A 24,586-nucleotide genomic window follows, 5' to 3' on the forward strand; every position below is an offset into this window, starting at 1 on the left:
GAACTGAAGCAATCCGCTGTCTTATTCTGCATAACTCATTGTTTAGCAAGGAGTTTTACGTTTCGACTGCGCCGGAAGTGGGGCGAATTATAGACGTCCAGGATCTGCCGTCAACCTTCTTTTTCATCTTTCTGTCATATAAGTCAAAAACGCCCAAAAACGCAAAAGCCGGCCCCAAGGAGCCGGCCTTCTGCTTACTGAGCCTTACAGACTAGGGAAAGCGAATTGCGACGCTTCATGGCTGGCCCGTTGCGGCCAACGCTGGGTGATCGCCTTGCGGCGGGTGTAGAAACGCACCCCATCCGGCCCATAGGCGTGCAAGTCGCCAAACAACGAACGCTTCCAGCCACCAAAGCTGTGATACGCCACCGGTACTGGCAATGGAACATTCACACCGACCATACCCACTTCAATTTCGTCACAGAACAGACGCGCCGCTTCCCCGTCACGGGTGAAGATGCACGTACCGTTGCCATACTCGTGATCGTTGATCAGTTGCATCGCCGCCTCCAGGCTGCTCACCCGGACCACGCACAATACCGGCCCGAAGATCTCTTCCTTATAGATGCGCATCTCAGGCGTCACACGGTCAAACAAACTCCCCCCTAGGAAGAAGCCGTCTTCATTCCCGGCAATACTCAGTCCACGACCATCAACCACCAACTCCGCACCAGACGCAACACCGTCTTGTATATAGCCGCTGACCTTATCCCGCGCCTGGCCCGTCACCAGTGGCCCCATATCCAGCCCACAGGTAGTGCCCGCACCGATCTTCAGCGCCTTGATCTGCGGCACCAGCTTGGCGATCAACGCATCCGCCACCTGGTCACCGACGCACACCGCCACCGAGATCGCCATGCAGCGTTCGCCGCAGGAACCATAGGCCGCGCCCATCAAAGCACTGACCGCGTTATCCAGGTCAGCATCCGGCATCAACACCGCATGGTTCTTCGCCCCACCGAGCGCCTGTACGCGCTTACCGCGCTTGGTCGCTTCGGAATAGATGTACTCGGCAATCGGCGTCGACCCCACAAAACTCAGGGCCTTGACTTCCGGCGCCTCGATCAACGCATCCACCGCGCCCTTGTCGCCATGCACAACACTCAGCACACCTTTGGGAAGACCGGCTTCCTGCAGCAGTTGCGCGATCAACAGCGTCGAACTCGGATCACGCTCCGAAGGCTTGAGGATGAAGCAGTTACCGCAAACAATCGCCAGCGGATACATCCACAGCGGCACCATCGCCGGGAAGTTGAACGGGGTAATACCCGCCACCACGCCCAACGGCTGGAAATCAGACCAGGCATCGATATTCGGCCCAACATTGCGGCTGTACTCGCCCTTGAGAATCTCCGGCGCCGAGCACGCATACTCCACGTTCTCGATCCCGCGCTTGAGTTCGCCGGCGGCGTCTTCCAGCGTCTTGCCGTGCTCTTCACTGATCAGCTGCGAGATGCGTGCTTCGTTCTGCTCCAGCAATTGCTTGAACCGGAACATGACCTGGGCGCGCTTGGCCGCCGGCGTGCTGCGCCAAGCCGGAAAGGCCGCCTTGGCCGAGTCGATAGCACGTTGAATGGTTTCGCGGCTGGCCAATGGCACCTGGTGAATCACCTGGCCGGTGGACGGGTTATACACATCGGCAGTACGGCCGGACTCACTGACCAACTCACCGTTGATCAAATGCTGGATAAGGCTCATACAGGGCTCCTGAAAAGTTGTTCTATATAGAAGGAGAAATCAGTCGATCTTGTTCAGCACTTCGCCGACCGCATCGAACAGACGATCCAGGTCCTGCGGTTTGCTGTTGAAGGTTGGCCCGAACTGCAGCGTGTCACCGCCAAAGCGCACATAGAAGCCCGCTTTCCACAGAGCCATGCCGGCCTCGAATGGACGCACGATGGCATCACCGTCACGCGGCGCAATCTGAATCGCACCGGCCAGGCCGTAGTTACGGATGTCGATCACGTTCTTGCTGCCCTTCAGGCCGTGCAGCGCATTCTCAAAGTGCGGGGCGACTTCGGCCACGCTCTGCACCAGGTTTTCCTTCTGCAGCAGGTCCAATGCGGCCAGCCCTGCCGCGCAGGCAACCGGATGCGCCGAGTAGGTGTAGCCGTGGGGGAATTCCACAGCGTACTCAGGCGTCGCCTGATTCATGAAAGTCTGATAGATCTCGCTGCTGGCAATCACCGCGCCCATGGGGATCGCGCCGTTGGTGACTTGCTTGGCGATGCACATCAGGTCCGGGGTCACGCCGAAGCTATCAGCGCCAAACATCGAACCGGTACGACCGAAGCCCGTGATCACTTCGTCGAATACCAACAGAATGTTGTGCTGGTCGCAGATCTCACGCAGGCGCTTGAGGTAACCCTGTGGCGGCACCAGCACGCCAGCGGAGCCGGCCATCGGCTCGACAAACACCGCGGCGATGTTCGACGCGTCGTGCAGTTCGATCAGTTTGAGCAACTCATCGGCCAAGGCGATACCGCCCTGCTCCGGCATGCCCCGGGAGAACGCATTGCTCGCCAGCAGGGTATGCGGAAGATGATCAACATCCATCATCGCCTGACCAAACATCTTGCGGTTGCCGTTGACGCCGCCCAGGCTGGTACCGGCGATGTTCACACCGTGATAACCACGGGCGCGACCGATCATCTTGGTCTTGGTGGCCTGGCCCTTCAGGCGCCAGTAGGCACGCACCATCTTCACCGCGGTATCGGCACACTCGGAACCGGAGTCGGTGAAGAACACGTGATTCAGGTTGCCTGGGGTCAAATCGGTAATTTTTTCCGCCAGCTGGAAGGACAGTGGATGGCCGTACTGGAAGCCTGGGGAGTAGTCCAGCGTGCCCAGTTGCTTGGCGACCGCCTCCTGGATTTCCTTGCGCGTATGCCCGGCGCCACAGGTCCACAGGCCCGACAACGAATCGTAGACCTTGCGCCCCTTGTCATCGGTCAACCAGCTGCCTTCGGCGGCCACGATCAGGCGCGGGTCACGCTGAAAGTTACGGTTGGCGGTGTAAGGCATCCAGTGCGCGTCCAACTTCAGTTGGCTGGCCAGGGACGATGGGGCGTTTTCGGGCATGTTCATCAGCAAAACCTCGCAGGGCAACAGGCAGCGTCGGGATTGAAAAAGCGTTGTTGCAGCTAAATTGCCACGGGGATAAAGTCGGTGAAATCCAACTCTTCTAACCTTCAGTCAGGCCTTCACTAAACTATGAGCAGCCGTCGACCCGATCCCCTGGCCCAAGTCAGCGACTTCGATATTCGCCTGCTGCGCATCTTTCGCAGCGTCGTGGAGTGCGGCGGCTTCTCGGCGGCGGAAACCGTGCTCGGCATCGGCCGTTCCGCCATCAGCCAGCAAATGAGCGATCTTGAGCAGCGGCTCGGATTAAGACTTTGCCAACGTGGCCGTGCCGGTTTCTCGCTGACCGAAGAAGGCCGGGAGGTCTACCAATCGGCCCTGCAACTATTAAGCGCCCTGGAAAGTTTCCGCACCGAGGTCAACGGCCTGCACCAGCACTTGCGCGGCGAGTTGATCATCGGCCTCACCGACAACCTGGTGACCCTGCCCCACATGCGCATCACCCACGCCTTGGCACAGTTGAAGGAACGCGGGCCGGACGTACAGATCCAGATCCGCATGATCGCCCCCAATGAGGTCGAACAAGGCGTACTCGACGGCCGCCTGCATGTCGGTGTGGTGCCCCAGGCCAGCGCCCTGTCCGGTCTGGAATACCAGGCGCTGTACAGCGAACGCTCGCTGCTTTACTGCGCGGTTGGCCACCCCCTGTTTTATGCCGACGACAAGCAACTGGGCGACGAGCGCATCGACGCCCAGGACGCCATCGCCCCCACCTTCCGCCTGCCCGCCGAGATCCAGGCCCACTACCAGGCGCTCAACTGCACCGCCAGCGCCTCGGACCGCGAAGGCATGGCATTCCTGATTCTCACCGGTCGCTACATCGGTTACTTGCCCGACCACTACGCCAGCCTATGGGTGCAACAAGGCCGACTGCGCGCGCTGAAACCGGCTACGCGCTTTTACGATTTAAGCCTGGCATCGGTCACGCGCAAAGGCCGTCGCCCTCATTTGGTGCTGGAAAGCTTCCTGGAAAGCCTGGCGGCAACGCGCTAACGCGGGCCTTACGTAAAAAGCTGAGCACCTGGACAGCTTTTTGCAAGGACACGAGGACCTAGAACCATCCGCCTCGAGTTTGCTTGCCATGCCACCAGAATCCTCCAGCCCCAGCGACCTGATCTACGGCCTCAATGACCGCCCCAAACCCGCTCCTGCATTGCTGGCCGCACTGCAACATGTGCTGGCCGCCTTTGTCGGCATCATCACGCCACCGCTGATCATCGGCTCCACATTGGGCCTGACCGCACACTTGCCCTACCTGATCAGCATGGCGTTGATGGTGTCCGGTGTCGGCACATTCATTCAGGCCCGCAGGCCATTTGGGATCGGCGCCGGGATGATCTGCCTGCAAGGCACCAGCTTTGCGTTTCTCGGCGCGGTGCTGTCGGCCGGCTTTCTGGTCAAGCAACGCGGCGGCAGTCCGGAAGACATCATGGCGATGATCTTCGGCGTGTGCTTTTTCGGCGCTGCCGTGCAGATCATTCTCAGCCGCTTTATTGGTCAGCTGCGCCGAGTGATCACCCCGCTGGTGACCGGGATTGTCATTACCCTGATCGGCATCAGCCTGATCAAGGTCGGTATCACCGACCTGGGCGGCGGTTTCAACGCACCGGATTTCGGCGCACCGACCAACCTTGCGTTGGGCCTGTTCGTGGTACTGACAATCATCTTGCTCAATCGCTCCAACACACCCTGGGTGCGGCTCTCGGCAATCATCATCGGCCTGGCCCTCGGCAGCCTCGCCGCCTGGTTCAGCGGCAAGCTGGTGCCCCAGGCCCTGGGCGACTTGCCTTTGGTCAGCCTGCCGATCCCGTTTCGATTCGGCTTCAACTTCGACTGGAGCGCCTTCCTGCCTATCGCGCTGATTTATCTGATCAGCAGCATCGAAACTGTCGGCGACCTCACCGCCAACTGCATGATCGCGCGCCAGCCCATCAGCGGCCCTTCCTATATAAGCCGGCTCAAAGGCGGCGTCCTCGGCGATGGCGTCAGTTGCATGATCGCCGCCACGTTCAGCGCTTTCCCCAACACCACCTTTGCCCAGAACAACGGCGTGATCCAACTGACCGGCGTGGCCAGCCGTTACGTCGGCCTGTACATCGGCGTGGTGCTGTTCTGCCTGGGCTTGTTCCCGCTGATCGGTGCCGTGCTGCAACAAATCCCCAAGCCCGTGTTGGGCGGCGCAACCCTGGTGATGTTCGGCAGTGTGGCCGCCGCCGGCGTACGCATCCTCGCCCAGGCACCACTGGATCGTCGCAGCATGCTGATCATCGCCACCTCGTTCGGCGTCGGCCTGGGCATCGCCGCTCAACCGAACCTGCTGCACCTGATGCCGACCCTGGTGCAGAACCTGTTCGACTCGGCCATCACCAGCGGTGGCCTGACCGCGATCGTGTTGTGCCTGTTGCTGCCGGAATCCAAGGTGCCCGCTCCTGCCGCAAACCACGCGCAGGAAAGCGACACCCTGGAACCGCTTTGACGGTTTTATTGCATCGGGACTTGTCTGGGGCTTGAGGGTGGGTTATCTGTGCACACGTCGTCTCTATCGATCAGCACGGAAACCTCCATGAGCCTCGAAGTTCCTGCCCACAGCAACCACGCCGGTAAGCCCGCCAGCCGCATTCGGCAAAAGAACGAACAAGCGATTCTCCAGGCTGCTGAAGATGAGTTCGCGCGCCATGGCTACAAGGGCACCAGCATGAACACCATCGCTGCCAGCGCCGGGCTGCCCAAGGCCAACTTGCACTACTACTTCACCAACAAGCTGGGCCTGTATATCGCGGTGCTCAGCAATATCCTCGAACTGTGGGACAGCACCTTCAACACGCTGACCGCCGAGGACGACCCGGCCGTGGCCCTCTCCCGCTACATCCGCACCAAGATGGAGTTTTCGCGGCGCCAGCCCCAGGCCTCGCGGATCTTCGCCATGGAGATCATCAGCGGCGGCGAATGCCTGACCGAATATTTCAGCCAGGACTACCGCGCCTGGTTCAGTGGTCGGGCGGCGGTGTTCCAGGCCTGGATCGACGCCGGCAAGATGGACCCCATCGACCCCGTGCACCTGATCTTCCTGTTGTGGGGCAGCACCCAGCATTACGCCGACTTCGCCACCCAGATCTGCCGCGTCACCGGTCGCACCAAGCTGACCAAGCAGGATATGGAAGACGCCGGCACCAACCTGATCCACATCATTCTCAAGGGCTGCGGCATCAAGCCGGCCCTCTAGACGAAGCCACTTATGTCTTTCACGCTCACCGGCCTTTGCGAGTTCCGCGAAGAGATTCGCAAAAGCCGCTTCATTACCCTGGCCGCACCGATCACCAGCCCGCAAGAAGCCCAGGCATTTTTCGAGCAGCACAGCGACCTTAACGCCACGCACAACTGCTGGGCCTGGAAGCTGGCCGATCAATACCGCAGCAGTGACGACGGCGAACCCGGCGGCACCGCAGGGCGGCCCATCCTGGCGGCCATCGAGGCCCAAGGTTTCGATCAGGTCGCGGTGCTGGTGATTCGCTGGTATGGCGGCATACAACTCGGTACCGGCGGCCTGGCCCGCGCCTATGGCGGCGGTGCGAACAAGTGCCTGCAAAATGCCGAGCGCATCGAACTGATCAGCCGCGTGCCGCTGAGTTGCGCCTGCGGATTCTCCGAGCTGAACCTGGTCAAATTGCGCGTCGCCGAGTTGGGCGGGCTGGTGCTGGAAGAAACCTTCACCGCCAATGGCGTGGAGTTACAACTGGCCCTGGGCGAAGCCCACATCGACACCCTGCAAACCCAGCTCGCCGACCTGAGCCGTGGGCGCATCCTGCTGCAACGCTGAAACTGCTACTGTTGTTCGCTGAACACCCTGAACCGCGACTTTTAAAGGAAGCCTTCATGTCTACGCCAAAAACCGCACTGATCATCGGCGCCTCACGCGGCCTGGGCCTCGGCCTGGTCAAGCAATTGCTCCAGGACGGCTGGGACGTGACCGCCACCGTGCGTGACCCGAACAAGGCCGATGCCCTGAAAGCCGTGGGCCCGGTGCAGATCGAGAAACTCGACATGGACGATCAGCAAGCCGTGATCGCCTTGGCCCAACGCCTCAAGGAGCGCACCTTCGACCTGCTGTTCGTCAACGCAGGCGTCAAGGGCCCGGCCAATCAAGAACCTGGCCATGCCACCCTGGCGGAAGTCGGCCAGCTGTTCTTCACCAACGCCGTGGCGCCGATCAACCTGGCCCAACGCTTCGTCGGGCAGATCCGCAAGGACAGCGGCGTGCTGGCGTTCATGAGTTCGGTGCTGGGCAGCGTGACCATCCCCGACGGCTCGGACCTGGCGCTGTACAAGGCCAGCAAGGCCGCACTCAACTCCATGACCAACAGCTTCATTACCCAACTGGGCGATCACAAACTCACCGTGCTGTCACTGCACCCGGGCTGGGTGAAGACCGACATGGGCGGCGAAAACGCGCACATCGATGTCGACACCAGCGTGCGCGGCCTGGTGGACCAGGTGAACGCCTACACCGGCAAGGGCGGCCATCACTTCGTGGACTACAAAGGCGACACCATCGCCTGGTAAGCCGCACAGGGTCGTTATCGAGCGATTGCCGTCGATAACGATCCGCGCGTAGACTGCGCACCTCGCCCTCACCGGCGACCCTGGATCAGCAGACAGGGCATCACTGAGCTGGCAAACCTGAACCCATCATTCAGAGGAGCCGGCCAATGCCTGCGACCCGTATCTGGTTAAAAAACCCCCTCGCGATTTTCACTGCCAACGGCCTAGACGCCCGTGGCGGCCTGGTGCTGCAAGACGGTGCGATCACCGAAGTGCTGGCCCAAGGCCAAGAACCCGCACAGCCCTGCACCCAAGTGTTCGATGCGCGTGAGCATGTGGTCCTGCCCGGGCTGATCAACACCCACCATCACTTCTATCAGACCCTGACCCGCGCCTGGGCGCCGGTAGTCAATCAGCCGTTGTTTCCCTGGTTGAAAACCCTGTACCCGGTCTGGGCGCGACTGACTCCGGAAAAACTCGCCCTGGCGTCGAAGGTGGCGCTCGCGGAGTTGCTGCTCTCGGGCTGCACCACGGCGGCAGACCATCACTATCTGTTCCCCGATGGCCTGGAAAACGCCATCGATGTACAAGTCGACAGCGTGCGCGAACTGGGTATGCGCGCCATGCTCACCCGCGGCTCCATGAGCCTGGGCGAAGCCGACGGCGGCCTGCCACCGCAACAGACCGTGCAACAGGGCCAGGTCATCCTTGACGACAGCCAGCGCCTGATCCGCGAATATCATCAACGCGGCGACGGCGCGTACATCCAGATTGCCCTGGCGCCCTGCTCACCGTTTTCCGTCACCCCGCAAATAATGCAAGCCAGCGCCGAACTGGCCAACAGCCTGGATGTGCGCCTGCACACCCACCTGGCCGAAACCCTCGACGAAGAAGATTTCTGCCTGCAGCGCTTCGGCCTGCGCACGGTGGATTACCTGGACAGCGTCGGCTGGCTCGGCCCGCGCACCTGGCTGGCCCATGGCATTCACTTCAACCCGGATGAAATTGCGCGCCTGGGCGCCGCCGGTACGGGCATCTGTCATTGCCCAAGCTCAAATATGCGCCTGGCCTCCGGCATCTGCCCGACCCTGGACCTGATCGCTGCCGGCGCGCCCATCGGCCTGGGTGTGGACGGTTCTGCCTCCAACGACGCGTCAAATATGATCCTCGAAACCCGCCAGGCCCTGTACATTCAGCGCCTGCGTTACGGCGCCGAAAAGATCACCCCCGAAGGCGTGCTGGGTTGGGCGACCAAGGGGTCGGCGCAGCTACTGGGGCGTACGGATATCGGTGAACTGGCCGTAGGCAAACAGGCTGACCTGGCGCTGTTCAAACTGGATGAGCTGCGTTTTTCCGGCAGCCACGATCCGATCTCCGCACTGCTGCTGTGCGGCGCGGATCGGGCGGACCGGGTGATGATCGGCGGCAAATGGCGGGTTATCGACGGACAGGTGGAAGGCCTGGACCTGAAAGGCTTGATCGCCGATCACAGCCAGGCGGCACGGCGGCTAATCGCCGGAACCTAAACCAGACACCGCTCGACATGTGGGAGGGCAATCGCCTTCCCACTTGAAGTGCACGGTGCTTACAAGCCCAACAGCGACAACATGATAAAGGTCGCAAACAACACAAAATGGGTCATCCCTTCGATGGCATTGGTTTCGCCATCGTTGAGGTTGATCGCACTGACGATCAGCGTGATAAACACCATCACCGTTTGCACCGGCGTCATCGCCATCTGGAACGGCTGGCCGGTATAGAGCGCCATGGCTTCCATCACCGGCACCGTCAGGATCACCGTCGACAACGACGCGCCCAGGGCAATGTTCACCACCGACTGCATGCGGTTGGCCAATGCGGCGCGCAAGGCCGTCAGAATCTCCGGTGCCGCCGAAATAGCCGCCACCACAATCGCCGTGATCACCGGCGGTGCGCCCGTGCCTTCCAGGCCCAGGTCGAGGGTCTTGGACATCACCTCGGCCAGCGCGCCAATCACAATCACGCCAAACACCAGGGTACCGATGGAGAACGCCAGGTTCACCGGCGGCGACTCTTGTTCCTCCGGCAGCTTCTTGCGACGCTTTTCCGGGTAGCTGTAGCTGAAGAAATAACTGTGGGGCCCTACCTGCATGCGCAGGAACAAGGTGTAGAGCACCACCATCGCGCCGATGGTGAAGGCCGAGTAAATTTTCCAGTCGGCTTCGGGGATAAATTCCGGCACCACCATCGACACGCCCATGGCGGTCAGGATCATTACGCTGTAGGTCCGCGCCGAATCATCATTGTAGGACTGTTCGCCATGCTTGATGCCGCCCATCAACGCTGCCAGGCCGAGGATGCCGTTGATATCGAGCATCACCGCCGAATAGATGGTGTCCCGCACCAAGGTGGGTGATGGCTCGTTGCTCATCATGATCGCCAGGATCACCACCTCCACCAGCACTGCGGCGAGAGTCAGGATCATAGTGCCGTAGGGATCGCCGACCTTTTCCGCCAGTTGCTCGGCATGGTGGGCCACGCGCATCGACGCCACGACGATAAAACCGATCAACACCACGCCGGCCAACAGTGCCACGATTTGCCCGCTGTGCAGCATCCAGTGCTCCAGCGGGTAGGCGGCGATGGCGGCAATCAGCGCCAGCAGCATGAATTTTTCTTGCTTGAGGGATGTGAGCATTCCGGGCCTTTTAGTACGGCAAATCAGTCATTGATGGGGTACAGACTGCGCCAAGCCGCTAACGTTTCGTTACACCTTAGTTCACACAGCCCTTGCGTGAATAAATCGAATACTCTCCTGCTGGTCAGGTTTTGCCGATTATTTCAGCCATGGCCTGTAGAATGCCGCCATTGCACCTGATGAGAATTTAGAAAATGTACGATTGGCTCAACGCCCTGCCCAAGGCTGAATTGCACCTGCACCTGGAGGGCTCGCTGGAACCTGAGCTGCTATTCGCCCTGGCCGAGCGCAACAAGATCGCGCTGCCGTGGAACGACGTGGAAACCCTGCGCAAGGCCTATGCCTTCAACAACCTGCAAGAGTTTCTCGACCTCTATTACAAGGGCGCCGATGTGCTGCGCACCTCCCAGGATTTCTACGACCTGACCTGGGCCTACCTGCTGCGCTGCAAAGCCCAGAACGTGATCCACACCGAGCCCTTCTTCGACCCGCAAACCCACACCGACCGTGGCATACCGTTCGAAGTGGTGCTCAACGGCATCGCCGCGGCGCTCAAAGATGGCGAACAGCAGCTGGGCATCACCAGCGGCTTGATCCTCAGTTTCCTGCGCCACCTGAGCGAAGCCGAAGCCGAGAAAACCCTCGACCAGGCGCTGCCGTTCCGCGATGCGTTTGTGGCCGTGGGCCTGGACAGTTCGGAAATGGGTCATCCGCCGAGCAAGTTCCAGCGAGTGTTCGACCGTGCCCGCCACGAAGGCTTCCTCACCGTCGCCCACGCCGGTGAGGAAGGCCCGCCCGAGTACATCTGGGAAGCGATCGACCTGCTGAAAATCCAGCGTATCGACCATGGCGTACGCGCCATCGAAGACGAGCGCCTGATGCAGCGCATCATCGATGAGCAGATCCCGTTGACCGTCTGCCCGCTGTCCAACACCAAACTTTGCGTGTTCGACGACATGGCCCAGCACAACATCCTCGACATGCTCGAGCGTGGCGTGAAGGTCACGGTGAACTCGGATGACCCGGCGTACTTCGGCGGCTATGTCACCGAAAACTTCCACGCGCTGTACACCTCGCTGGGCATGACCCAGGACCAGGCCAAACGCCTGGCGCAGAACAGCCTGGATGCGCGCCTGGTAAAACCCTGACTGCACGCAAAGTCATCATCGCCAGGTCCATGGAATCAAAAAGGCCAGGGCGATGATGGCAAACCCTCAAGGCTAAGGTTGTTCGGACATGGCCAATCGGGCGATTTCTGCCAGCCCGTTGTCGTTGAGCTGCACCGCCTGGGACTCATTGACCAGGCTGATCCAGTTCGATTGCAGGAACAACTGCAACAGCCCCGCACCCAGCGCGCCGCCCAGGTGCGGTTGCCGCTGGCTCCAATCGAAGCAGTCGCATACCAGTGGCGACGCCAGCGCCTGGGTATAAATACCCAGGCCCGCCAGGTGCTGTGCGCCCTTGATCGTCACCTCAATGCGTTGCTCATGACGCTCGATCCACCCCGCCGCCAACATCCGCTCATGCAGCTGCGCCGCCACTTCGCCGCCGAGGTGGCCCTGGCACATCCGCGCATGTCGCAACAATGGCGGCGCCACCAACACCGGCGGTGAAGCATGCGGCGCACTACGTGCGGCGCTGGCCAGGGTCGTACTGGCCAAGGCATCGATGGCGACGCTGACATCGGCAGCCGCCACGCGGAACAGTCGCTTGCCACGCCGGCCCTCGGTACGCAGCAAACCACTCCCCGTCAGCCGTGCCAGATGGGCATTGGCCGAGGCGGGTGACAGCCCGGCAAGCGTTGCCAATTCCTCCGAGGACTTGGCCGAGCCGTCCATCAGGGACCAGAGCATGGCGGTGCGCTTGGGTTCGGCGAGCAAGCTGGCGATCTGACTGATGCATGGTGCCTGTTCCATCGATTCACTCCCTGTCGAATTATTTTTCTGCTGCGGTGGGCGCCAAAGTATAGGTGCGTAAACCAGCGGTTCCGCGGCGTCTGACAGCATGAATAGGGACAGGAGCTGAGTGAAATTTCCTTGTGTGATGGAGGCTGTTACGGCGTACCCAATCGCTCCGGCAATTGAGCGGTCAATGTCGCACAGCGCGACACGAGCATTTCCCGCAACAGGTTGATGGGTTTGCTCAACTGGGCCCGATGGGCGCACAGCAAATTGAGCGGTGTGCGCTCGCCACGCAACTCAGGCAAGACCAGGCGCAAGCGCCCGGCCAGCACATCGGTGCTCACATCCAGCCAGGATTTGTAGGCAATGCCCACGCCCGCCACCGCCCAGCGGCGCACCACATCGGCATCGTCGCTGAAGCGATCACCACCGACCGTGAGGCTGACTTCGCGTTTGCCATCGTGAAAGCTCCAGTGGTCATGCACTCGGCTGCCAAGCATGTAAAGCAAGCAATTGTGCTGGGCCAATTGCTCCAGCTGTCGCGGCTCGCCATAACGCGCGAGATAGCTGGGGGCTGCGCACAACACGCGAACGTTGTGCGGCGCGACGGGCAGGGCGACCAGGCTGGAGTCTTCGGGCTCGCCATAGCGCAGGGCAATGTCCACCGGCTGGCGGAACAGGTCGGCAATCCGATCGCCCAGCAGCAGGCGCACGGTGAGTTGCGGGTACTCGAGCTGAAATTCGTCCAGCCAGGGCAGTAATTGGTTACGACCGAAATCCGAGGGCGCCGAGAGTTGCAACACCCCACTGACATGGTCCTGGCCACTGGCCAATAAGCGCCGTCCTTCGTCCAGGGCGCTCAGCGCAGCGCGGGCATATTGCAGGAAGCCTTCACCTTCGGCGGTCAGGCGCAGGCTGCGGGTGGAGCGCGCCAGCAAACGCGTGCCCAGCTGCTGTTCGATACGCTTGAGCGCCGCGCTGGCCACGGCGGGCGACAGGTCCATCACCCGCGCCGCCGCCGATAAACTGCCCAGGTCCGCGGCGCGTACAAACAACTGCAAATCATCAAAACGCAGCATTCAACCACCCATTATCAAAATATTATTGAAACAGAGTGCTGTTTTAGCCGCTTTTATCTTGCAGGGAAATGGCCAATCATCTGCCCATCCCGTTATCACGTGTCTGGAGTTGAATATGCCCACAGCCTTTAACGTCATCGCCACGCTGATCGCCAAACCTGGCCAACAGGCCACCTTGGAGCCGCTGCTGCGCGACCTGCTGGAACCTACCCGTCTTGAAGCCGGCTGCGAGCAATACGACCTGCACCAGGACCTGCAACACCCTGAGACCTTCTACATGCTCGAACGCTGGAGCGATGACGCCGCACTGGCCGACCACGACCAGAGCGCGCATATCCAACATTTTCGCGCTAAAGCCGCTGATGTCATCGAACACTTCGAACTCAAGCGCCTGAAGTTTCTCGCCTGATCACCGCCTTTTTCCGGAGCCCCCATGAAAGCCATTGCCTACTACGCATCACTGCCGATCAACGATGAAAAATCCCTGCAAGACATCCAGCTGCCGGAGCCCGTCGCCGGCCCCCGTGACCTGCTGGTAGAAGTCAAAGCCATCTCGGTCAACCCGGTGGACACCAAGGTGCGCCAGAACGTCGCCCCTGAGAACGGCGCGGCCAAAGTGCTGGGCTGGGACGTGGCCGGTGTGGTCAAGGCCGTCGGCAGTGAAGTGAGCCTGTTCAAAGTCGGCGACAAGGTGTTCTACGCCGGTTCCCTGGTCCGCCCGGGCGCTAACAGCGAACTGCATACCGTGGATGAACGCATCGTCGGCCATATGCCCAAGAGCCTGGGCTTTGCCGAAGCCGCCGCGCTGCCGCTGACCGCCATCACCGCCTGGGAGCTGCTGTTCGAACGCCTGCAAGTGCGTGAAGGTAAAGAGGCTGAAGGCCAGAGCCTGCTCATCGTCGGTGCCGCCGGTGGCGTGGGTTCGATCCTGACCCAACTGGCCAGCCAGCTCACCGCCTTGACGGTGATCGGCACCGCGTCGCGCCCGGAAACCCAGGAATGGACCAAGGCACTCGGCGCCGACCTGGTGATCGACCACAGCCAACCGCTGAGCGAAGCGCTGAAACAAGCCGGCCACCCGCAGGTGACCCACGTCGCCAGCCTGACCCAGACCGAGCATCACCTGGACCAACTGGTCGAAGCGCTGCAACCCCAAGGCAAGCTGGCGCTGATCGACGACCCCAAGGCGCTGGACGTGAGCAAACTCAAGCGCAAGAGCCTGTCGCTGCATTGGGAGTTCATGTACACGCGCTCGATGTTCGAGACTCCGGACATGATCGAGCAGCACAACCTGCTCAATCGCGTGGCCGAACTGATCGACGCCGGCATCTTGAAAACGACGGTGGGCGAACACTTCGGTGTAATCAATGCGGCGAACCTGCGCCGTGCCCATGCCCTGCTGGAAAGCGGCAAGGCCAAGGGCAAGATCGTGCTGGAAGGGTTCTGAAGATAACGTCTGTCAGTGTCGTCCGTTATTCGTGTGAGTGATGGACGACACCGCTAGTCAGAGAGTTGATCTTTGTCATATTTGTGAGCGTATTCGGGTTTATATTGGCCGCCTTTGCCACGATTCTTTTACGTGAGGAAGTCAGCAATGAAAATCCTGATAAAAGCGTTAGCAAAATCCCCCGGCAATAAATGGCAGGTTCGCCTCGACGGCGATGCGTTCACCTTCCGCAGCGAGGCCGAGGCCCGCGCCTTCGCCGATACCCTGCAAGCCCGTATCCAGGCTCCTCACCGTTTTCCACTCAGCCAGCAACGCTCCGCCGCTGGCTGACCTGCATTTCAGCCCTGCGCCTGCGTGGCCCTTGCCCGTTGCAGGCGCTGGGTCGACATCGCAATCGTCACCGCCAACACCCCGCACAAGCTGATGACCATCGCCATCGGCATCGCCGTGCCGTCGTGCAGCACGCCCACCAACGAAGCCGCCCCTGCCGCCACGCCAAACTGAATGCAACCGAGCAAGGCCGACGCGCTGCCGGCCCGGGCGCCCTGCCCGCTCATGGCGCAGGCCGAGGTGTTGGGCAGAATGCAGCCCAGGCTGGCGATACAGATGAACAGCGGTACCAGCAACGGCCATAACGCTTCGGTGCGCAAGGCCGCGATGCCCAACAGCGACAGCGCCGCCAGCAGATAGACCCACACCGTGCGCGACAGCAGAAACGCCGGGCCACGCTTGGCCAGCAGCCGCGCGTTAACCTGTGCAACCAGGATGAACCCGGCGGCGTTGGAGCCGAACAGCCAGCCGTAATGCTCGGCGGGCACGCCATAGAGTTTGATAAATACGAACGGGGAGCCGGCGATGTAGGCAAACATCCCGGCAATCGAAATGCCCCCGGTCAGGGCGTAACCGAGGTAGACCCGGTCTGACAACAGCGCGCCATAGCGGCGCAGTGATCCGGACAGGGGTTGACGCGGCTGATGGGCCGGAAAGGTTTCCGGCAAACCGACCGCCACGGCAATCGCCGCCATCACGCTGAAGATCGACAGCGCGAGGAAAATCGACTGCCAGCCCCACAACCCGACCATCACCCCGCCTGCCAACGGCGCAAGGATCGGCGCCAGGCCGGTCACCAGCATCAGTTGCGAATACACCTTGGCCGAGCCCACCGCATCACATTTGTCACTGACCACGGCGCGGGAAATCACCATGCCCGCGCAACCGCCGAGGGCCTGCACGAAACGTGCGCCAATCAGCCATTCCAGGGACGGCGCATACGCGCAGGCAAAGGACGCCAGGGTAAACAGGGTTACGCCGCTGAGCAGCGGGCCGCGTCGACCAAAGCGGTCTGCCAGTGGGCCGTAGATCAGTTGGCCGATGGCCAGGCCGGCGAAATACACCGCCAGGGTCAACTGGATATGTTTTTCGTCGGTCCCGAAGGCCGTCGCCATGGCAGGAAAGCCAGGCAGGTAGAAATCGATCGCCAGCGGCGCGAAGGCGCTCAAGGCGCCCAGAATCAGGATTATGCGAAGGTTCATCAGGCACCCAAGTGTGTCGGCAGCCCGACAGTTTAGCCGCGCTTGGGTGCATTGAATACGATAGCTCGCTAACTATTTGAATGGGTCAGGCGAGCTTGGCGCTGTAGCCCTCTTCGCTGATCAGGCTGATCACTTCCTCGGCAGACAGGCGGCTTTCGACGCCCACCTCTTTCGCCGCCAGGTCGACCTTCACGCTGGCCGCCGGATCCTGGCTCTGCACCGCCTGGGTCACGGCCCGAACGCAATGGCCACAGGTCATTCCTTCAACGCTGAATATTTGCATGACATGACTCCTTTGATGAGGTTGAACCCAGTCTTGACCTTGCCACGATGGCAAGGTCAAGTTCTGAAACTTTCGGCCGGGCTGGTATTACACCGCGGCGTCGGCCAAGCTTCACCCATCTTCGATTCAAACCACGGAGCATTCGCCATGCGCTGGTCGTTTTTTGGCCTTGTCGGCCTGATGAGCTTGTCCGCCGCTGCGCCCCAGGCTCTCGCCGCAGAAGACTATGCGGTGCTGATCATTTCCCGCGAACGCCTGGAAGTACCGACCAATTGCGAGATCGGCCTGTACATCCAGGACCAGTTGGCCGGGCGCCTGTTCCAGGAACAGTCCACCTCGTTCAACCTGCCCGCCGGCAATGTGTCGCTGCGCCTGAAACTGCTGCCGGGCCAATCACCAGGTTGCTTGCCGGGCCTGCTCGCGCCGCCGGCGCAGAACATCACGCTCAAGGCCGGTGACGTACGCAAGTTGCGCATTGCCCAGGGCCCGGAAGGCATGTACCTCAAACCCGCCGCACTGGAATACTGAAGACGCTTGACCTTCCCCACAGGTCAAGGTTGATCCTGGGGGCAACTTCTCTGGAGGACTGCCCCATGAATGGATCCACCACCTTTGACCTGCCCATCGGCGGCATGACCTGCGCCAGTTGCGCCGGGCGTGTCGAGCGCGCGCTGGGCAAAGTGCCGGGGGTGCAAAGCGTCAGCGTCAACCTGGCCAACGAGCGCGCCCACGTCGAAGTGCAGGGCCAGATCGACCCGGCCGTGCTGATCGCCGCCGTCGACAAAGCCGGCTACACCGCCAGCCTGCCGCAAAGCGAAACCAGGACAGAGGCCGATCAGGCCCAACGCCTGCACCGCGAGCGCTGGTCGCTGCTGCTGGCGATTGTGCTGGCATTGCCCCTGGTTCTGCCGATGCTGGTGCAGCCCTTCGGCCTGCACTGGATGCTGCCGGCCTGGGTGCAGTTCCTCCTGGCGACCCCGGTGCAATTCATCTTCGGTGCACGCTTCTATATCGCAGCCTGGAAGGCCGTACGGGCCGGCGCCGGCAATATGGACCTGCTGGTGGCCATCGGCACCAGCGCCGGTTACGGCCTGAGCCTCTATGAATGGCTGACCGCGCCCTCGGGCACCATGCCCCATCTGTACTTCGAAGCGTCGGCCGTGGTGATCGCCCTGGTGCTGCTCGGTAAATACCTGGAGAGCCGCGCCAAACGCCAGACCGCCAGCGCCATCCGCGCCCTGGAAGCCCTGCGCCCTGAACGCGCGATACGTGTACAGGCTGGCCGCGAGGAGGATGTGGCCATCAGTGCGCTCAAGCTTAATGACCTGGTGCTGGTCAAACCCGGCGAGCGCTTCCCGGTGGACGGTGAAGTGGTAGAAGGCCAGAGCCATGCCGATGAGGCATTGATCAGCGGCGAAAGCCTGCCGGTGCCGAAGCAACCTGGCGACGCCGTCACCGGCGGTGCCATCAATGGCGAAGGCCGCCTGCTGGTGCGCACCACCGCGCTTGGTGCCGAAAGCGCACTGGCGCGCATCATCCGCCTGGTGGAAGACGCCCAGGCCGCCAAGGCACCGATCCAGAAGCTGGTGGATAAGGTCAGCCAGGTATTCGTGCCGACCGTGCTGGTCCTGGCGTTGATCACGCTGGTGGGCTGGTGGCTGTACGGTGCGCCGCTGGAGACCGCGATCATCAACGCCGTGGCGGTGCTGGTGATCGCCTGCCCGTGCGCACTCGGGCTGGCCACACCGACCGCCATCATGGCCGGCACCGGCGTCGCCGCACGCTACGGCATCCTGATCAAGGACGCCGAAGCGCTGGAACGCGCCCATGAAGTGAGCACCGTGGTGTTCGACAAAACCGGCACCTTAACTTCCGGCACCCCGAAAATTGCCCATTTGGCGGCAGTGGATGGCGATGAAGCCACATTGCTGCAACAGGCCGGTGCGCTGCAACGCGGCAGCGAACACCCGTTGGCCAAGGCGGTGCTGGATGCGTGCAGCGAGCAAGGCCTGACGGTGGCGGACGTAAGCACCAGCCAATCCCTGACCGGACGTGGCATTGCCGGCACCCTCGACGGGCGCCAACTGGCATTGGGGAATCGGCGCCTGCTGGAAGAGAGCGGCCTGGACGCGGGTGGGCTGGCCGACTATGCCACGGCCTGGGAGGCCGAGGGCCGCACCTTGTCCTGGCTGATCGAGCAAGGCGCACAACCCCGTGTGCTCGGGCTGTTTGCCTTTGGTGACACGCTCAAGCCTGGCGCGCTGGAAGCGGTGGCACAACTCAAGGCCCGACACATCAGCAGCCATTTGCTCACCGGCGACAATCGCGGCAGCGCCCGCGTCGTTGCCGAAGCGCTGGGCATCGATGACGTACACGCCGAAGTCCTGCCCGCCGATAAAGCCGCCACCGTCGCCGAACTGAAAAAAACCGGCGTGGTGGCCATGGTCGGCGACGGCATCAACGACGCCCCGGCCCTGGCTGCCGCCGACATCGGTATCGCCATGGGCGGTGGCACGGACGTGGCCATGCATGCCGCCGGTATCACCCTGATGCGCGGCGACCCACGTCTGGTCCCGGCCGCCCTGGAGATCAGCCGCAAGACCTACGCCAAAATCCGCCAGAACCTGTTCTGGGCCTTTGTGTATAACTTGATCGGCATTCCCCTGGCCGCATTCGGCCTGCTCAATCCGGTGCTTGCAGGTGCGGCCATGGCCTTGTCCAGCGTCAGTGTCGTGAGCAATGCCTTGCTGTTGAAAACCTGGAAACCAAGCACTTGGAAACAGTCGCACTTGGAGGATCAACGCCCATGAACATCGGCCAAGCCGCCCGGCAAAGCGGGCTGAGCGCGAAGATGATTCGCTACTACGAATCCATCGGCCTGCTCAAGGCGGCCCATCGCACCGACAGCGGCTACCGCATCTACGGCACCGACGACCTGCACACCCTGGCGTTTATCAAACGCTCGCGGGACCTGGGGTTTTCATTGGAAGAGGTGGGCAAACTGCTGACCCTGTGGCAGGACCGGCAACGGGCCAGCGCCGATGTGAAAGCCCTGGCGCGCCAACATATCGATGAGCTGAACCAGAAGATCCTGGAGTTGGGGCAACTGCGCGATACGTTGCAGGACCTGGTGGAACACTGCCACGGGGATGACCGGCCGGATTGTCCGATTCTCAAGGAGTTGGCGTCGGGAAGCTGCTGCGCGTGAGGCTCTAACTGACTAACTACAAAACCAATGTGGGAGGGGGCTTGCCCCCTCCCACATTTTGATCCTCATCCAGCCACGGATCACTGCATCCAGGGCGGCGGCGGCGGTTCTTCCGACGCTTTGCTCGGTGGCGCATCATCCGCCGCCCGAATGGCCTGGCGCCGTTCTTCATCCAGCCGCGCCGCTTCGATCTCGCGGATCACACCGCCCACGTCCGCCAGCTCTTCCGGCTCGTCGAACTCGCCGGTCAATACGCTGGCCGGGTGCAAGGTGCCGGCTTCATAGAGCGCCCACATTTCCTTGGCGTACTTGGTCTTCTTCAACTCCGGGGCAAAACGCCCGAAGTAGGAAGCCATGTTGCCCACATCCCGCTCCAGCATGTTGAACGCGTGGTTGTTGCCCGCCGCATCCACTGCCTGGGGCAGGTCGATAATGACCGGGCCGGTCGGCGTGAGCAGTACGTTGAACTCGGACAGGTCACCGTGCACCAGGCCGGTACACAGCATCAGCACGATCTGGGAAATCAGGAAGGCGTGGTATTCACGCGCCTGGTCCGGCTCCAAGGTCACGTCATTCAGGCGTGGCGCGGCATCGCCGTACTCGTCGGCCACCAGTTCCATCAACAGCACGCCTTCGAGGAAGTCGTATGGCTTGGGCACGCGAACGCCCGCACCGGCCAGGCGGAACAACGCCGCTACTTCGGCGTTCTGCCAGGCATCTTCGGTTTCTTTCTTGCCGAATTTCGAGCCCTTGGCCATGGCCCGGGCCTGCCGGCTGTTACGGACCTTACGGCCTTCCTGGTATTCGGACGCTTGACGAAAACTTCGTTTGTTCGCCTCCTTGTAAACCTTGGCGCAACGCAATTCATTGCCGCAGCGCACCACATAAACAGCTGCTTCTTTACCACTCATGAGTGGGCGCAGCACTTCGTCGACCAGACCGTCTTCGATCAGGGGTTCAATGCGTTTAGGAGTCTTCATCAGCTTTTATTGTGGGTCCTTTATTACCAAATACGCGTATGGCACTCGTTATACGGCAATCGGCTCGCCGGTGGGAGGGGCTACCGACCTCTGACCACTCAAGAATGCATCCAATATGCCAATTTCGGCGAATTCACCGTTCGATGATCGCCGTCACGCCCTGGCCGCCGGCGGCGCAGATCGAAATCAGCCCGCGCCCCTTGCCCGCCGCGTCGAGCAACTTGGCTAGGTTGGCGACAATGCGCCCACCGGTGGCGGCAAACGGATGCCCGGCGGCCAGAGAACTGCCCTTGACGTTCAGGCGGCTGCGATCGATGGCCCCTAACGGTGCGTCCAGCCCGAGGCGCGTCTTGCAATAATCCGCATCCTCCCAGGCCTTGAGCGTGCACAACACCTGGGCCGCGAAGGCTTCGTGGATCTCGTAGTAATCAAAGTCCTGCAGCGTCAGGCCGTTGCGCGCCAGCAAGCGGGGCACCGCATACACCGGCGCCATCAGCAGGCCTTCGGCGCCGTTGACGAAATCCACCGCCGCCGCTTCGCCATCGCGCAGGTACGCCAGGATCGGCAAACCACGCGCCTGGGCCCACGCCTCGCTGCCCAACAGCACCAGGGATGCACCGTCGGTGAGCGGTGTGGAATTGCCGGCCGTGAGCGTGCCTTTTTCGCTGCGTTCGAACGCGGGCTTGAGCGCGGCGAGTTTCTCCAGGCTCAGGTCGGGACGCAGGTTGTTGTCGCGGGTCAGGCCCAGAAACGGCGTGAGCAGATCGTTATGCCAGCCTTCGGCATAGGCAGCGGCCATTTTCTGGTGACTCTCGAGGGCGAGTTGGTCCTGCTCGGCACGGGGAATCTGCCAGGTCTGTGCCATCAATTCGCAATGCTGGCCCATGGACAAACCGGTGCGCGGCTCGCCGTTACGCGGCAGCTCAGGCCTGAGGTGCTGGGGACGAAGTTGTAACAGGACTTTTAATTTATCCGCCATGGACTTGCTGCGATTGGCTTGCAGCAGGATCTTGCGCAGCCCTTCATTCACGCCGATAGGCGCGTCGGAGGTGGTATCCACCCCCCCGGCAATCCCGCATTCGATCTGGCCCAGGGCGATCTTGTTGGCCACCAGCAACGCCGCCTCGAGCCCCGTGCCGCACGCCTGCTGAATGTCATAGGCCGGGGTTTGCGGCGACAGGCGTGAACCCAGCACGCATTCACGGGTGAGGTTGAAGTCGCGGGAATGCTTGAGCACCGCGCCGGCGGCCACCTCACCCATGCGCAGGCCGTGCAGGTTGTAGCGTTCGATCAGGCCCTCCAGGGCCGCGGTCAGCATCGCCTGGTTGCTCGCCGTGGCGTAAGGGCCATTGGAGCGGGCGAAAGGAATGCGGTTACCGCCAATGATCGCTACACGGCGCAATTGAGTCATGGAAAGCTCCCTGTCGGTTGTGGTCTGGATAACTGAGCCTAGTCGAACGACTGCTACCCTGGGATGGTCAACCCTTTGAACCCCAGCCTTCGGAGAGCGTTCCATGTCTGACCGTTATATCGACTTCGCCAACTCAAGCCTCGGCCATCGCCTGGTCGCCGCCCTTGGCCTGCCGTCACCGGTACGCCTGGAACGCTGGCAAGCCGGGCGCCTGCGCCCGGTGGAAGGTGCGCTGTTACTGGGTGGTGGCGCGCTGGCAACGAACGTGAAAGCATTTGCCAACCGGCTCACCGACGCCATTTACACGTACGGCGCCGACACTTCGACCTGGATTCCCGGCCACGGCCCCAAGCTCAAGGCCGTGGTGTTCGATGCCAGCGACCTGCAACACACCGACCAGCTCAAGCAACTGCGTGAGTTTTTCCAACCGTTGCTGAAAAACCTGGATCACAGTGCACACCTGGTGATCCTCGGCCGCGCGCCGGAAAGCCTCAGCGACCCGTTCGCCGCCAGCGCCCAGCGCGCCCTCGAAGGTTTCAGCCGTTCTCTGGCCAAGGAACTGCGCAACGGCGGCGTGCTGCAATTGCTCTACGTCGGCGACGGTGCCGAAGACCAACTGGAAGGCGCGCTGCGCTTCTTCCTCTCACCGAAAAGCGCCTATATCTCCGGCCAGGTGATTCGCCTGAAGGCCTGTGCCACGCCCGTCGAAGACTGGACTCGCCCCCTCGCCGGGCGCAAGGCATTGGTCACCGGCGCAGCCCGTGGCATTGGCGCGTCCATCGCCGAAACCCTGGCCCGCGACGGCGCCGAAGTCATCCTGCTCGACGTGCCCCAGGCCAAGGCCGACCTCGAGGCCCTGGCCGCACGCCTGGGTGCGCGCACCGTGGTGCTGGATATCTGCGCCGAAGACGCCGCCGGCCAGTTGATCGAACACCTGCCCGACGGCCTCGACATCCTGGTGCACAACGCCGGGATCACCCGTGACAAGACCCTGGCCAACATGACCCCGGAATACTGGGACGCGGTGCTGGCGGTCAACCTCAATGCCCCGCAAGTGCTGACCAAGGCACTGCTGGACAGCGGTACCCTGCGCGACAATGCCCGTGTGGTGGTGCTGGCCTCCATCAGCGGCATCGCCGGCAACCGTGGGCAGACCAACTATGCCGCGAGCAAGGCCGGCTTGATCGGCCTGGTACAGGCATGGGCGCCGTTATTGGAAGAACGCGGGATCAGTATCAACGCCGTAGCCCCAGGCTTTATCGAAACCCAGATGACCGCGCATATTCCATTTGCACTGCGTGAAGCCGGGCGGCGCATGAGTTCCCTGGGCCAGGGCGGTTTGCCGCAGGACGTCGCCGAAGCCGTGGCCTGGCTGAGCCAGCCGGGTTCCGGTGCGGTCAGCGGGCAAGCGCTGCGGGTGTGTGGACAAAGTCTATTGGGAGCGTAAGCATGGATTGGCAAACCTTAGGCAGTACGCCGTTTCTGCCACCGTTGTATTGGCGGGCAGCGCTCAAGCGCAAGATCACCGGCAACACGCTGCCCGAACAAGGCCTGCGCTGTCGGGTAAGCGTCGACCCCAAGCAGGTGGCGGCGTACCGCCAGGTCTGCGGGTTTACCGAGAGCCCCATGCTGCCGGCGACCTATCCGCACATCCTGGCATTCGGTCTTCAGATGCAGTTGCTCACCGATAAGAAGTTTCCCTTCCCTCTGCTGGGATTGATTCACCTGAGTAACCGTATCCGCATCCATCGCCCACTGGGCGGAGTCAGCGAATTGTCCATCGGCGTGCACACGCAGAACCTCAGGCCCCACCCCAAGGGCGCAACCTTTGAAGTAGTCACCACGGTCGAAGATTCCCTCGGCCTGCTCTGGGAAGCCGAGAGCCGCATGCTGTGCCGGGGTGTAAAACTGCAAGGCGAAACGACGGACAATGCGCCACAGAGTCCCACCCAGGTCAACGACCTGACCCGCTGGAAAGCCCCCGCCGACATCGGTCGCCGCTACGCACGGGTGTCAGGAGACTACAACCCGATCCACCTCAGTGCGCTGACCGCCAAACTGTTCGGTTTCCCCCAGGCCATCGCCCACGGGCTATGGAACAAGGCGCACACCCTCGCCGCCTTGGGCGAGCACCTGCCTGCCGCCAATATCGAAATAGACGTGGAGTTCAGGAAGCCCGTGCGCCTGCCCAGTGACGTCAGGCTACTGGCCAGCGCCGCCGGTTCCAGCGGCGAATTCTTATTGAAAGGCGCGGGTGACATCGAGCATATGCTGGGCAAATGGCAGCCCATTGCATAAAAGCGACTGATAAATTGTATATATACACCCTAAGTGATAGCGGGCCTTTTCAGGCTCGCTTTTTATATGCAGGTTTTTGATTTTAAACAT

General features: G+C 61.8%; 25 protein-coding genes. 16 read left to right on the forward strand and 9 right to left on the reverse strand.

Annotated features, from left to right (window positions below):
- The coding region (locus C8K58_RS32585) for a hypothetical protein (protein WP_218279005.1) at nucleotides 1-215 on the forward strand (215 nt) is incomplete at its 5' end.
- Here the strand turns inward: C8K58_RS32585 and C8K58_RS08425 are convergent.
- Nucleotides 205-1,698 carry a CoA-acylating methylmalonate-semialdehyde dehydrogenase gene (locus C8K58_RS08425; protein WP_108573596.1) on the reverse strand — a complete coding sequence of 498 codons (1,494 nt, stop codon included), beginning with the start codon at nucleotides 1,696-1,698 and terminating at the stop codon, nucleotides 205-207. The two genes, C8K58_RS32585 and C8K58_RS08425, sit on opposite strands and share 11 nt — an antisense overlap.
- A 39-nt stretch (nucleotides 1,699-1,737) precedes the next feature.
- Nucleotides 1,738-3,087, reverse strand: a complete 1,350-nt coding sequence (locus tag C8K58_RS08430; protein WP_027607942.1) for an aspartate aminotransferase family protein — start codon at nucleotides 3,085-3,087, stop codon at nucleotides 1,738-1,740.
- Between the two features lie 126 nt (nucleotides 3,088-3,213).
- Here C8K58_RS08430 and C8K58_RS08435 point away from each other — a divergent pair, with 126 nt between their 5' ends.
- The 6 genes from C8K58_RS08435 (at nucleotide 3,214) to C8K58_RS08460 (ending at nucleotide 9,206) form a co-directional block, all read left to right on the forward strand.
- On the forward strand, nucleotides 3,214-4,134 hold the full coding sequence (locus tag C8K58_RS08435) for a LysR family transcriptional regulator (RefSeq protein ID WP_027607943.1): 921 nt from the start codon (nucleotides 3,214-3,216) through the stop codon (nucleotides 4,132-4,134).
- Between the two features lie 88 nt (nucleotides 4,135-4,222).
- On the forward strand, nucleotides 4,223-5,617 hold the full coding sequence (locus C8K58_RS08440; RefSeq protein WP_027607944.1) for a uracil-xanthine permease family protein: 1,395 nt from the start codon (nucleotides 4,223-4,225) through the stop codon (nucleotides 5,615-5,617).
- 87 nt (nucleotides 5,618-5,704) lie between these two features.
- Nucleotides 5,705-6,364, forward strand: coding sequence for a TetR/AcrR family transcriptional regulator (locus C8K58_RS08445; RefSeq protein WP_027607945.1), 660 nt, complete (start codon nucleotides 5,705-5,707; stop codon nucleotides 6,362-6,364).
- Between the two features lie 12 nt (nucleotides 6,365-6,376).
- A complete protein-coding gene (locus tag C8K58_RS08450) occupies nucleotides 6,377-6,958 on the forward strand; it encodes a YigZ family protein (RefSeq protein WP_027607946.1) in 582 nt (193 codons plus the stop codon).
- Nucleotides 6,959-7,014: 56 nt separating this feature from the next.
- Nucleotides 7,015-7,701 (forward strand): SDR family oxidoreductase, encoded by a 687-nt coding sequence (locus C8K58_RS08455; RefSeq protein ID WP_027607947.1) that lies wholly within the window; start codon nucleotides 7,015-7,017, stop codon nucleotides 7,699-7,701.
- Between the two features lie 146 nt (nucleotides 7,702-7,847).
- Nucleotides 7,848-9,206 (forward strand): 8-oxoguanine deaminase, encoded by a 1,359-nt coding sequence (locus C8K58_RS08460; RefSeq protein ID WP_108573598.1) that lies wholly within the window; start codon nucleotides 7,848-7,850, stop codon nucleotides 9,204-9,206.
- Between the two features lie 59 nt (nucleotides 9,207-9,265).
- Here C8K58_RS08460 and C8K58_RS08465 read toward each other — a convergent pair whose 3' ends face one another.
- Nucleotides 9,266-10,357, reverse strand: a complete 1,092-nt coding sequence (locus C8K58_RS08465; RefSeq protein WP_027607949.1) for a calcium:proton antiporter — start codon at nucleotides 10,355-10,357, stop codon at nucleotides 9,266-9,268.
- Nucleotides 10,358-10,551: 194 nt separating this feature from the next.
- On the opposite strand from C8K58_RS08465, the gene C8K58_RS08470 reads away from it, so the two are divergent.
- Complete coding sequence (locus tag C8K58_RS08470; protein ID WP_027607950.1) at nucleotides 10,552-11,505, forward strand: adenosine deaminase; 954 nt, start codon at nucleotides 10,552-10,554, stop codon at nucleotides 11,503-11,505.
- Between the two features lie 72 nt (nucleotides 11,506-11,577).
- On the opposite strand, the gene C8K58_RS08475 is transcribed toward C8K58_RS08470, so the two are convergent.
- Together C8K58_RS08475 and C8K58_RS08480 are read right to left on the reverse strand one after the other, a co-directional pair.
- Nucleotides 11,578-12,273, reverse strand: coding sequence for a helix-turn-helix transcriptional regulator (locus tag C8K58_RS08475; protein ID WP_098480430.1), 696 nt, complete (start codon nucleotides 12,271-12,273; stop codon nucleotides 11,578-11,580).
- A gap of 137 nt (nucleotides 12,274-12,410) precedes the next feature.
- Nucleotides 12,411-13,337: a LysR family transcriptional regulator gene (locus C8K58_RS08480; protein ID WP_092358901.1), complete on the reverse strand. Its 927-nt coding sequence runs from the start codon at nucleotides 13,335-13,337 to the stop codon at nucleotides 12,411-12,413.
- 115 nt (nucleotides 13,338-13,452) lie between these two features.
- On the opposite strand from C8K58_RS08480, the gene C8K58_RS08485 reads away from it, so the two are divergent.
- The 3 genes from C8K58_RS08485 to C8K58_RS08495 all read left to right on the forward strand — a co-directional run bounded on the left by C8K58_RS08485 (nucleotide 13,453) and on the right by C8K58_RS08495 (nucleotide 15,114).
- Nucleotides 13,453-13,746, forward strand: coding sequence for a putative quinol monooxygenase (locus C8K58_RS08485; RefSeq protein WP_108573600.1), 294 nt, complete (start codon nucleotides 13,453-13,455; stop codon nucleotides 13,744-13,746).
- A 24-nt stretch (nucleotides 13,747-13,770) separates the two neighbouring features.
- A complete protein-coding gene (locus C8K58_RS08490) occupies nucleotides 13,771-14,784 on the forward strand; it encodes a zinc-binding alcohol dehydrogenase family protein (protein WP_027607954.1) in 1,014 nt (337 codons plus the stop codon).
- Between the two features lie 147 nt (nucleotides 14,785-14,931).
- Nucleotides 14,932-15,114: a hypothetical protein gene (locus C8K58_RS08495; protein ID WP_027607955.1), complete on the forward strand. Its 183-nt coding sequence runs from the start codon at nucleotides 14,932-14,934 to the stop codon at nucleotides 15,112-15,114.
- 8 nt (nucleotides 15,115-15,122) lie between these two features.
- Here the strand turns inward: C8K58_RS08495 and C8K58_RS08500 are convergent, their stop codons facing one another.
- Together C8K58_RS08500 and C8K58_RS08505 are read right to left on the reverse strand one after the other, a co-directional pair.
- Nucleotides 15,123-16,316, reverse strand: coding sequence for a multidrug effflux MFS transporter (locus C8K58_RS08500; RefSeq protein WP_027607956.1), 1,194 nt, complete (start codon nucleotides 16,314-16,316; stop codon nucleotides 15,123-15,125).
- An 85-nt stretch (nucleotides 16,317-16,401) separates the two neighbouring features.
- Nucleotides 16,402-16,599 (reverse strand): heavy-metal-associated domain-containing protein, encoded by a 198-nt coding sequence (locus C8K58_RS08505; protein ID WP_027607957.1) that lies wholly within the window; start codon nucleotides 16,597-16,599, stop codon nucleotides 16,402-16,404.
- A 147-nt stretch (nucleotides 16,600-16,746) separates the two neighbouring features.
- Between C8K58_RS08505 and C8K58_RS08510 the strand changes: the two genes are divergently transcribed.
- The 3 genes from C8K58_RS08510 to cueR all read left to right on the forward strand — a co-directional run bounded on the left by C8K58_RS08510 (nucleotide 16,747) and on the right by cueR (nucleotide 19,807).
- Nucleotides 16,747-17,127: a hypothetical protein gene (locus C8K58_RS08510; protein ID WP_027607958.1), complete on the forward strand. Its 381-nt coding sequence runs from the start codon at nucleotides 16,747-16,749 to the stop codon at nucleotides 17,125-17,127.
- A gap of 65 nt (nucleotides 17,128-17,192) precedes the next feature.
- On the forward strand, nucleotides 17,193-19,409 hold the full coding sequence (locus tag C8K58_RS08515; RefSeq protein WP_027607959.1) for a cation-translocating P-type ATPase: 2,217 nt from the start codon (nucleotides 17,193-17,195) through the stop codon (nucleotides 19,407-19,409).
- Nucleotides 19,406-19,807 (forward strand): Cu(I)-responsive transcriptional regulator, encoded by a 402-nt coding sequence (gene cueR / locus C8K58_RS08520; protein WP_027607960.1) that lies wholly within the window; start codon nucleotides 19,406-19,408, stop codon nucleotides 19,805-19,807. Before C8K58_RS08515 ends, cueR begins: the two co-directional genes overlap by 4 nt.
- An 80-nt stretch (nucleotides 19,808-19,887) precedes the next feature.
- On the opposite strand, the gene C8K58_RS08525 is transcribed toward cueR, so the two are convergent.
- Nucleotides 19,888-20,787: a PA4780 family RIO1-like protein kinase gene (locus tag C8K58_RS08525; RefSeq protein WP_027607961.1), complete on the reverse strand. Its 900-nt coding sequence runs from the start codon at nucleotides 20,785-20,787 to the stop codon at nucleotides 19,888-19,890.
- A gap of 133 nt (nucleotides 20,788-20,920) precedes the next feature.
- Nucleotides 20,921-22,198, reverse strand: coding sequence for an acetyl-CoA C-acetyltransferase (locus C8K58_RS08530; RefSeq protein ID WP_027607962.1), 1,278 nt, complete (start codon nucleotides 22,196-22,198; stop codon nucleotides 20,921-20,923).
- A 103-nt stretch (nucleotides 22,199-22,301) separates the two neighbouring features.
- On the opposite strand from C8K58_RS08530, the gene C8K58_RS08535 reads away from it, so the two are divergent.
- Together C8K58_RS08535 and C8K58_RS08540 are read left to right on the forward strand one after the other, a co-directional pair.
- Nucleotides 22,302-23,645 (forward strand): 3-oxoacyl-ACP reductase, encoded by a 1,344-nt coding sequence (locus C8K58_RS08535; RefSeq protein WP_027607963.1) that lies wholly within the window; start codon nucleotides 22,302-22,304, stop codon nucleotides 23,643-23,645.
- A 2-nt stretch (nucleotides 23,646-23,647) separates the two neighbouring features.
- The gene (locus C8K58_RS08540; protein WP_027607964.1) at nucleotides 23,648-24,496 is read left to right on the forward strand and encodes a MaoC family dehydratase; all 849 of its coding nucleotides are present in this window, start codon (nucleotides 23,648-23,650) and stop codon (nucleotides 24,494-24,496) included.
- Nucleotides 24,497-24,586 lie beyond the last annotated feature (90 nt).

The sequence above is a fragment of the Pseudomonas sp. GV047 genome, assembly GCF_003058245.1.
Classification (GTDB): Bacteria; Pseudomonadota; Gammaproteobacteria; order Pseudomonadales; family Pseudomonadaceae; genus Aquipseudomonas; species Aquipseudomonas marginalis.

Excerpts from the sequence above, each read along its gene's own strand:
- C8K58_RS08425 (WP_108573596.1), bottom strand. The coding sequence starts at position 1,698 with ATGAGCCTTATCCAGCATTTGATCAACGGTGAGTTGGTCAGTGAGTCC.
- C8K58_RS08430 (WP_027607942.1), bottom strand. The coding sequence starts at position 3,087 with ATGAACATGCCCGAAAACGCCCCATCGTCCCTGGCCAGCCAACTGAAG.
- C8K58_RS08435 (WP_027607943.1), top strand. The coding sequence starts at position 3,214 with ATGAGCAGCCGTCGACCCGATCCCCTGGCCCAAGTCAGCGACTTCGAT.
- C8K58_RS08440 (WP_027607944.1), top strand. The coding sequence starts at position 4,223 with ATGCCACCAGAATCCTCCAGCCCCAGCGACCTGATCTACGGCCTCAAT.
- C8K58_RS08445 (WP_027607945.1), top strand. The coding sequence starts at position 5,705 with ATGAGCCTCGAAGTTCCTGCCCACAGCAACCACGCCGGTAAGCCCGCC.
- C8K58_RS08450 (WP_027607946.1), top strand. The coding sequence starts at position 6,377 with ATGTCTTTCACGCTCACCGGCCTTTGCGAGTTCCGCGAAGAGATTCGC.
- C8K58_RS08455 (WP_027607947.1), top strand. The coding sequence starts at position 7,015 with ATGTCTACGCCAAAAACCGCACTGATCATCGGCGCCTCACGCGGCCTG.
- C8K58_RS08460 (WP_108573598.1), top strand. The coding sequence starts at position 7,848 with ATGCCTGCGACCCGTATCTGGTTAAAAAACCCCCTCGCGATTTTCACT.
- C8K58_RS08465 (WP_027607949.1), bottom strand. The coding sequence starts at position 10,357 with ATGCTCACATCCCTCAAGCAAGAAAAATTCATGCTGCTGGCGCTGATT.
- C8K58_RS08470 (WP_027607950.1), top strand. The coding sequence starts at position 10,552 with ATGTACGATTGGCTCAACGCCCTGCCCAAGGCTGAATTGCACCTGCAC.
- C8K58_RS08475 (WP_098480430.1), bottom strand. The coding sequence starts at position 12,273 with ATGGAACAGGCACCATGCATCAGTCAGATCGCCAGCTTGCTCGCCGAA.
- C8K58_RS08480 (WP_092358901.1), bottom strand. The coding sequence starts at position 13,337 with ATGCTGCGTTTTGATGATTTGCAGTTGTTTGTACGCGCCGCGGACCTG.
- C8K58_RS08485 (WP_108573600.1), top strand. The coding sequence starts at position 13,453 with ATGCCCACAGCCTTTAACGTCATCGCCACGCTGATCGCCAAACCTGGC.
- C8K58_RS08490 (WP_027607954.1), top strand. The coding sequence starts at position 13,771 with ATGAAAGCCATTGCCTACTACGCATCACTGCCGATCAACGATGAAAAA.
- C8K58_RS08495 (WP_027607955.1), top strand. The coding sequence starts at position 14,932 with ATGAAAATCCTGATAAAAGCGTTAGCAAAATCCCCCGGCAATAAATGG.
- C8K58_RS08500 (WP_027607956.1), bottom strand. The coding sequence starts at position 16,316 with ATGAACCTTCGCATAATCCTGATTCTGGGCGCCTTGAGCGCCTTCGCG.
- C8K58_RS08505 (WP_027607957.1), bottom strand. The coding sequence starts at position 16,599 with ATGCAAATATTCAGCGTTGAAGGAATGACCTGTGGCCATTGCGTTCGG.
- C8K58_RS08510 (WP_027607958.1), top strand. The coding sequence starts at position 16,747 with ATGCGCTGGTCGTTTTTTGGCCTTGTCGGCCTGATGAGCTTGTCCGCC.
- C8K58_RS08515 (WP_027607959.1), top strand. The coding sequence starts at position 17,193 with ATGAATGGATCCACCACCTTTGACCTGCCCATCGGCGGCATGACCTGC.
- cueR (WP_027607960.1), top strand. The coding sequence starts at position 19,406 with ATGAACATCGGCCAAGCCGCCCGGCAAAGCGGGCTGAGCGCGAAGATG.
- C8K58_RS08525 (WP_027607961.1), bottom strand. The coding sequence starts at position 20,787 with ATGAAGACTCCTAAACGCATTGAACCCCTGATCGAAGACGGTCTGGTC.
- C8K58_RS08530 (WP_027607962.1), bottom strand. The coding sequence starts at position 22,198 with ATGACTCAATTGCGCCGTGTAGCGATCATTGGCGGTAACCGCATTCCT.
- C8K58_RS08535 (WP_027607963.1), top strand. The coding sequence starts at position 22,302 with ATGTCTGACCGTTATATCGACTTCGCCAACTCAAGCCTCGGCCATCGC.
- C8K58_RS08540 (WP_027607964.1), top strand. The coding sequence starts at position 23,648 with ATGGATTGGCAAACCTTAGGCAGTACGCCGTTTCTGCCACCGTTGTAT.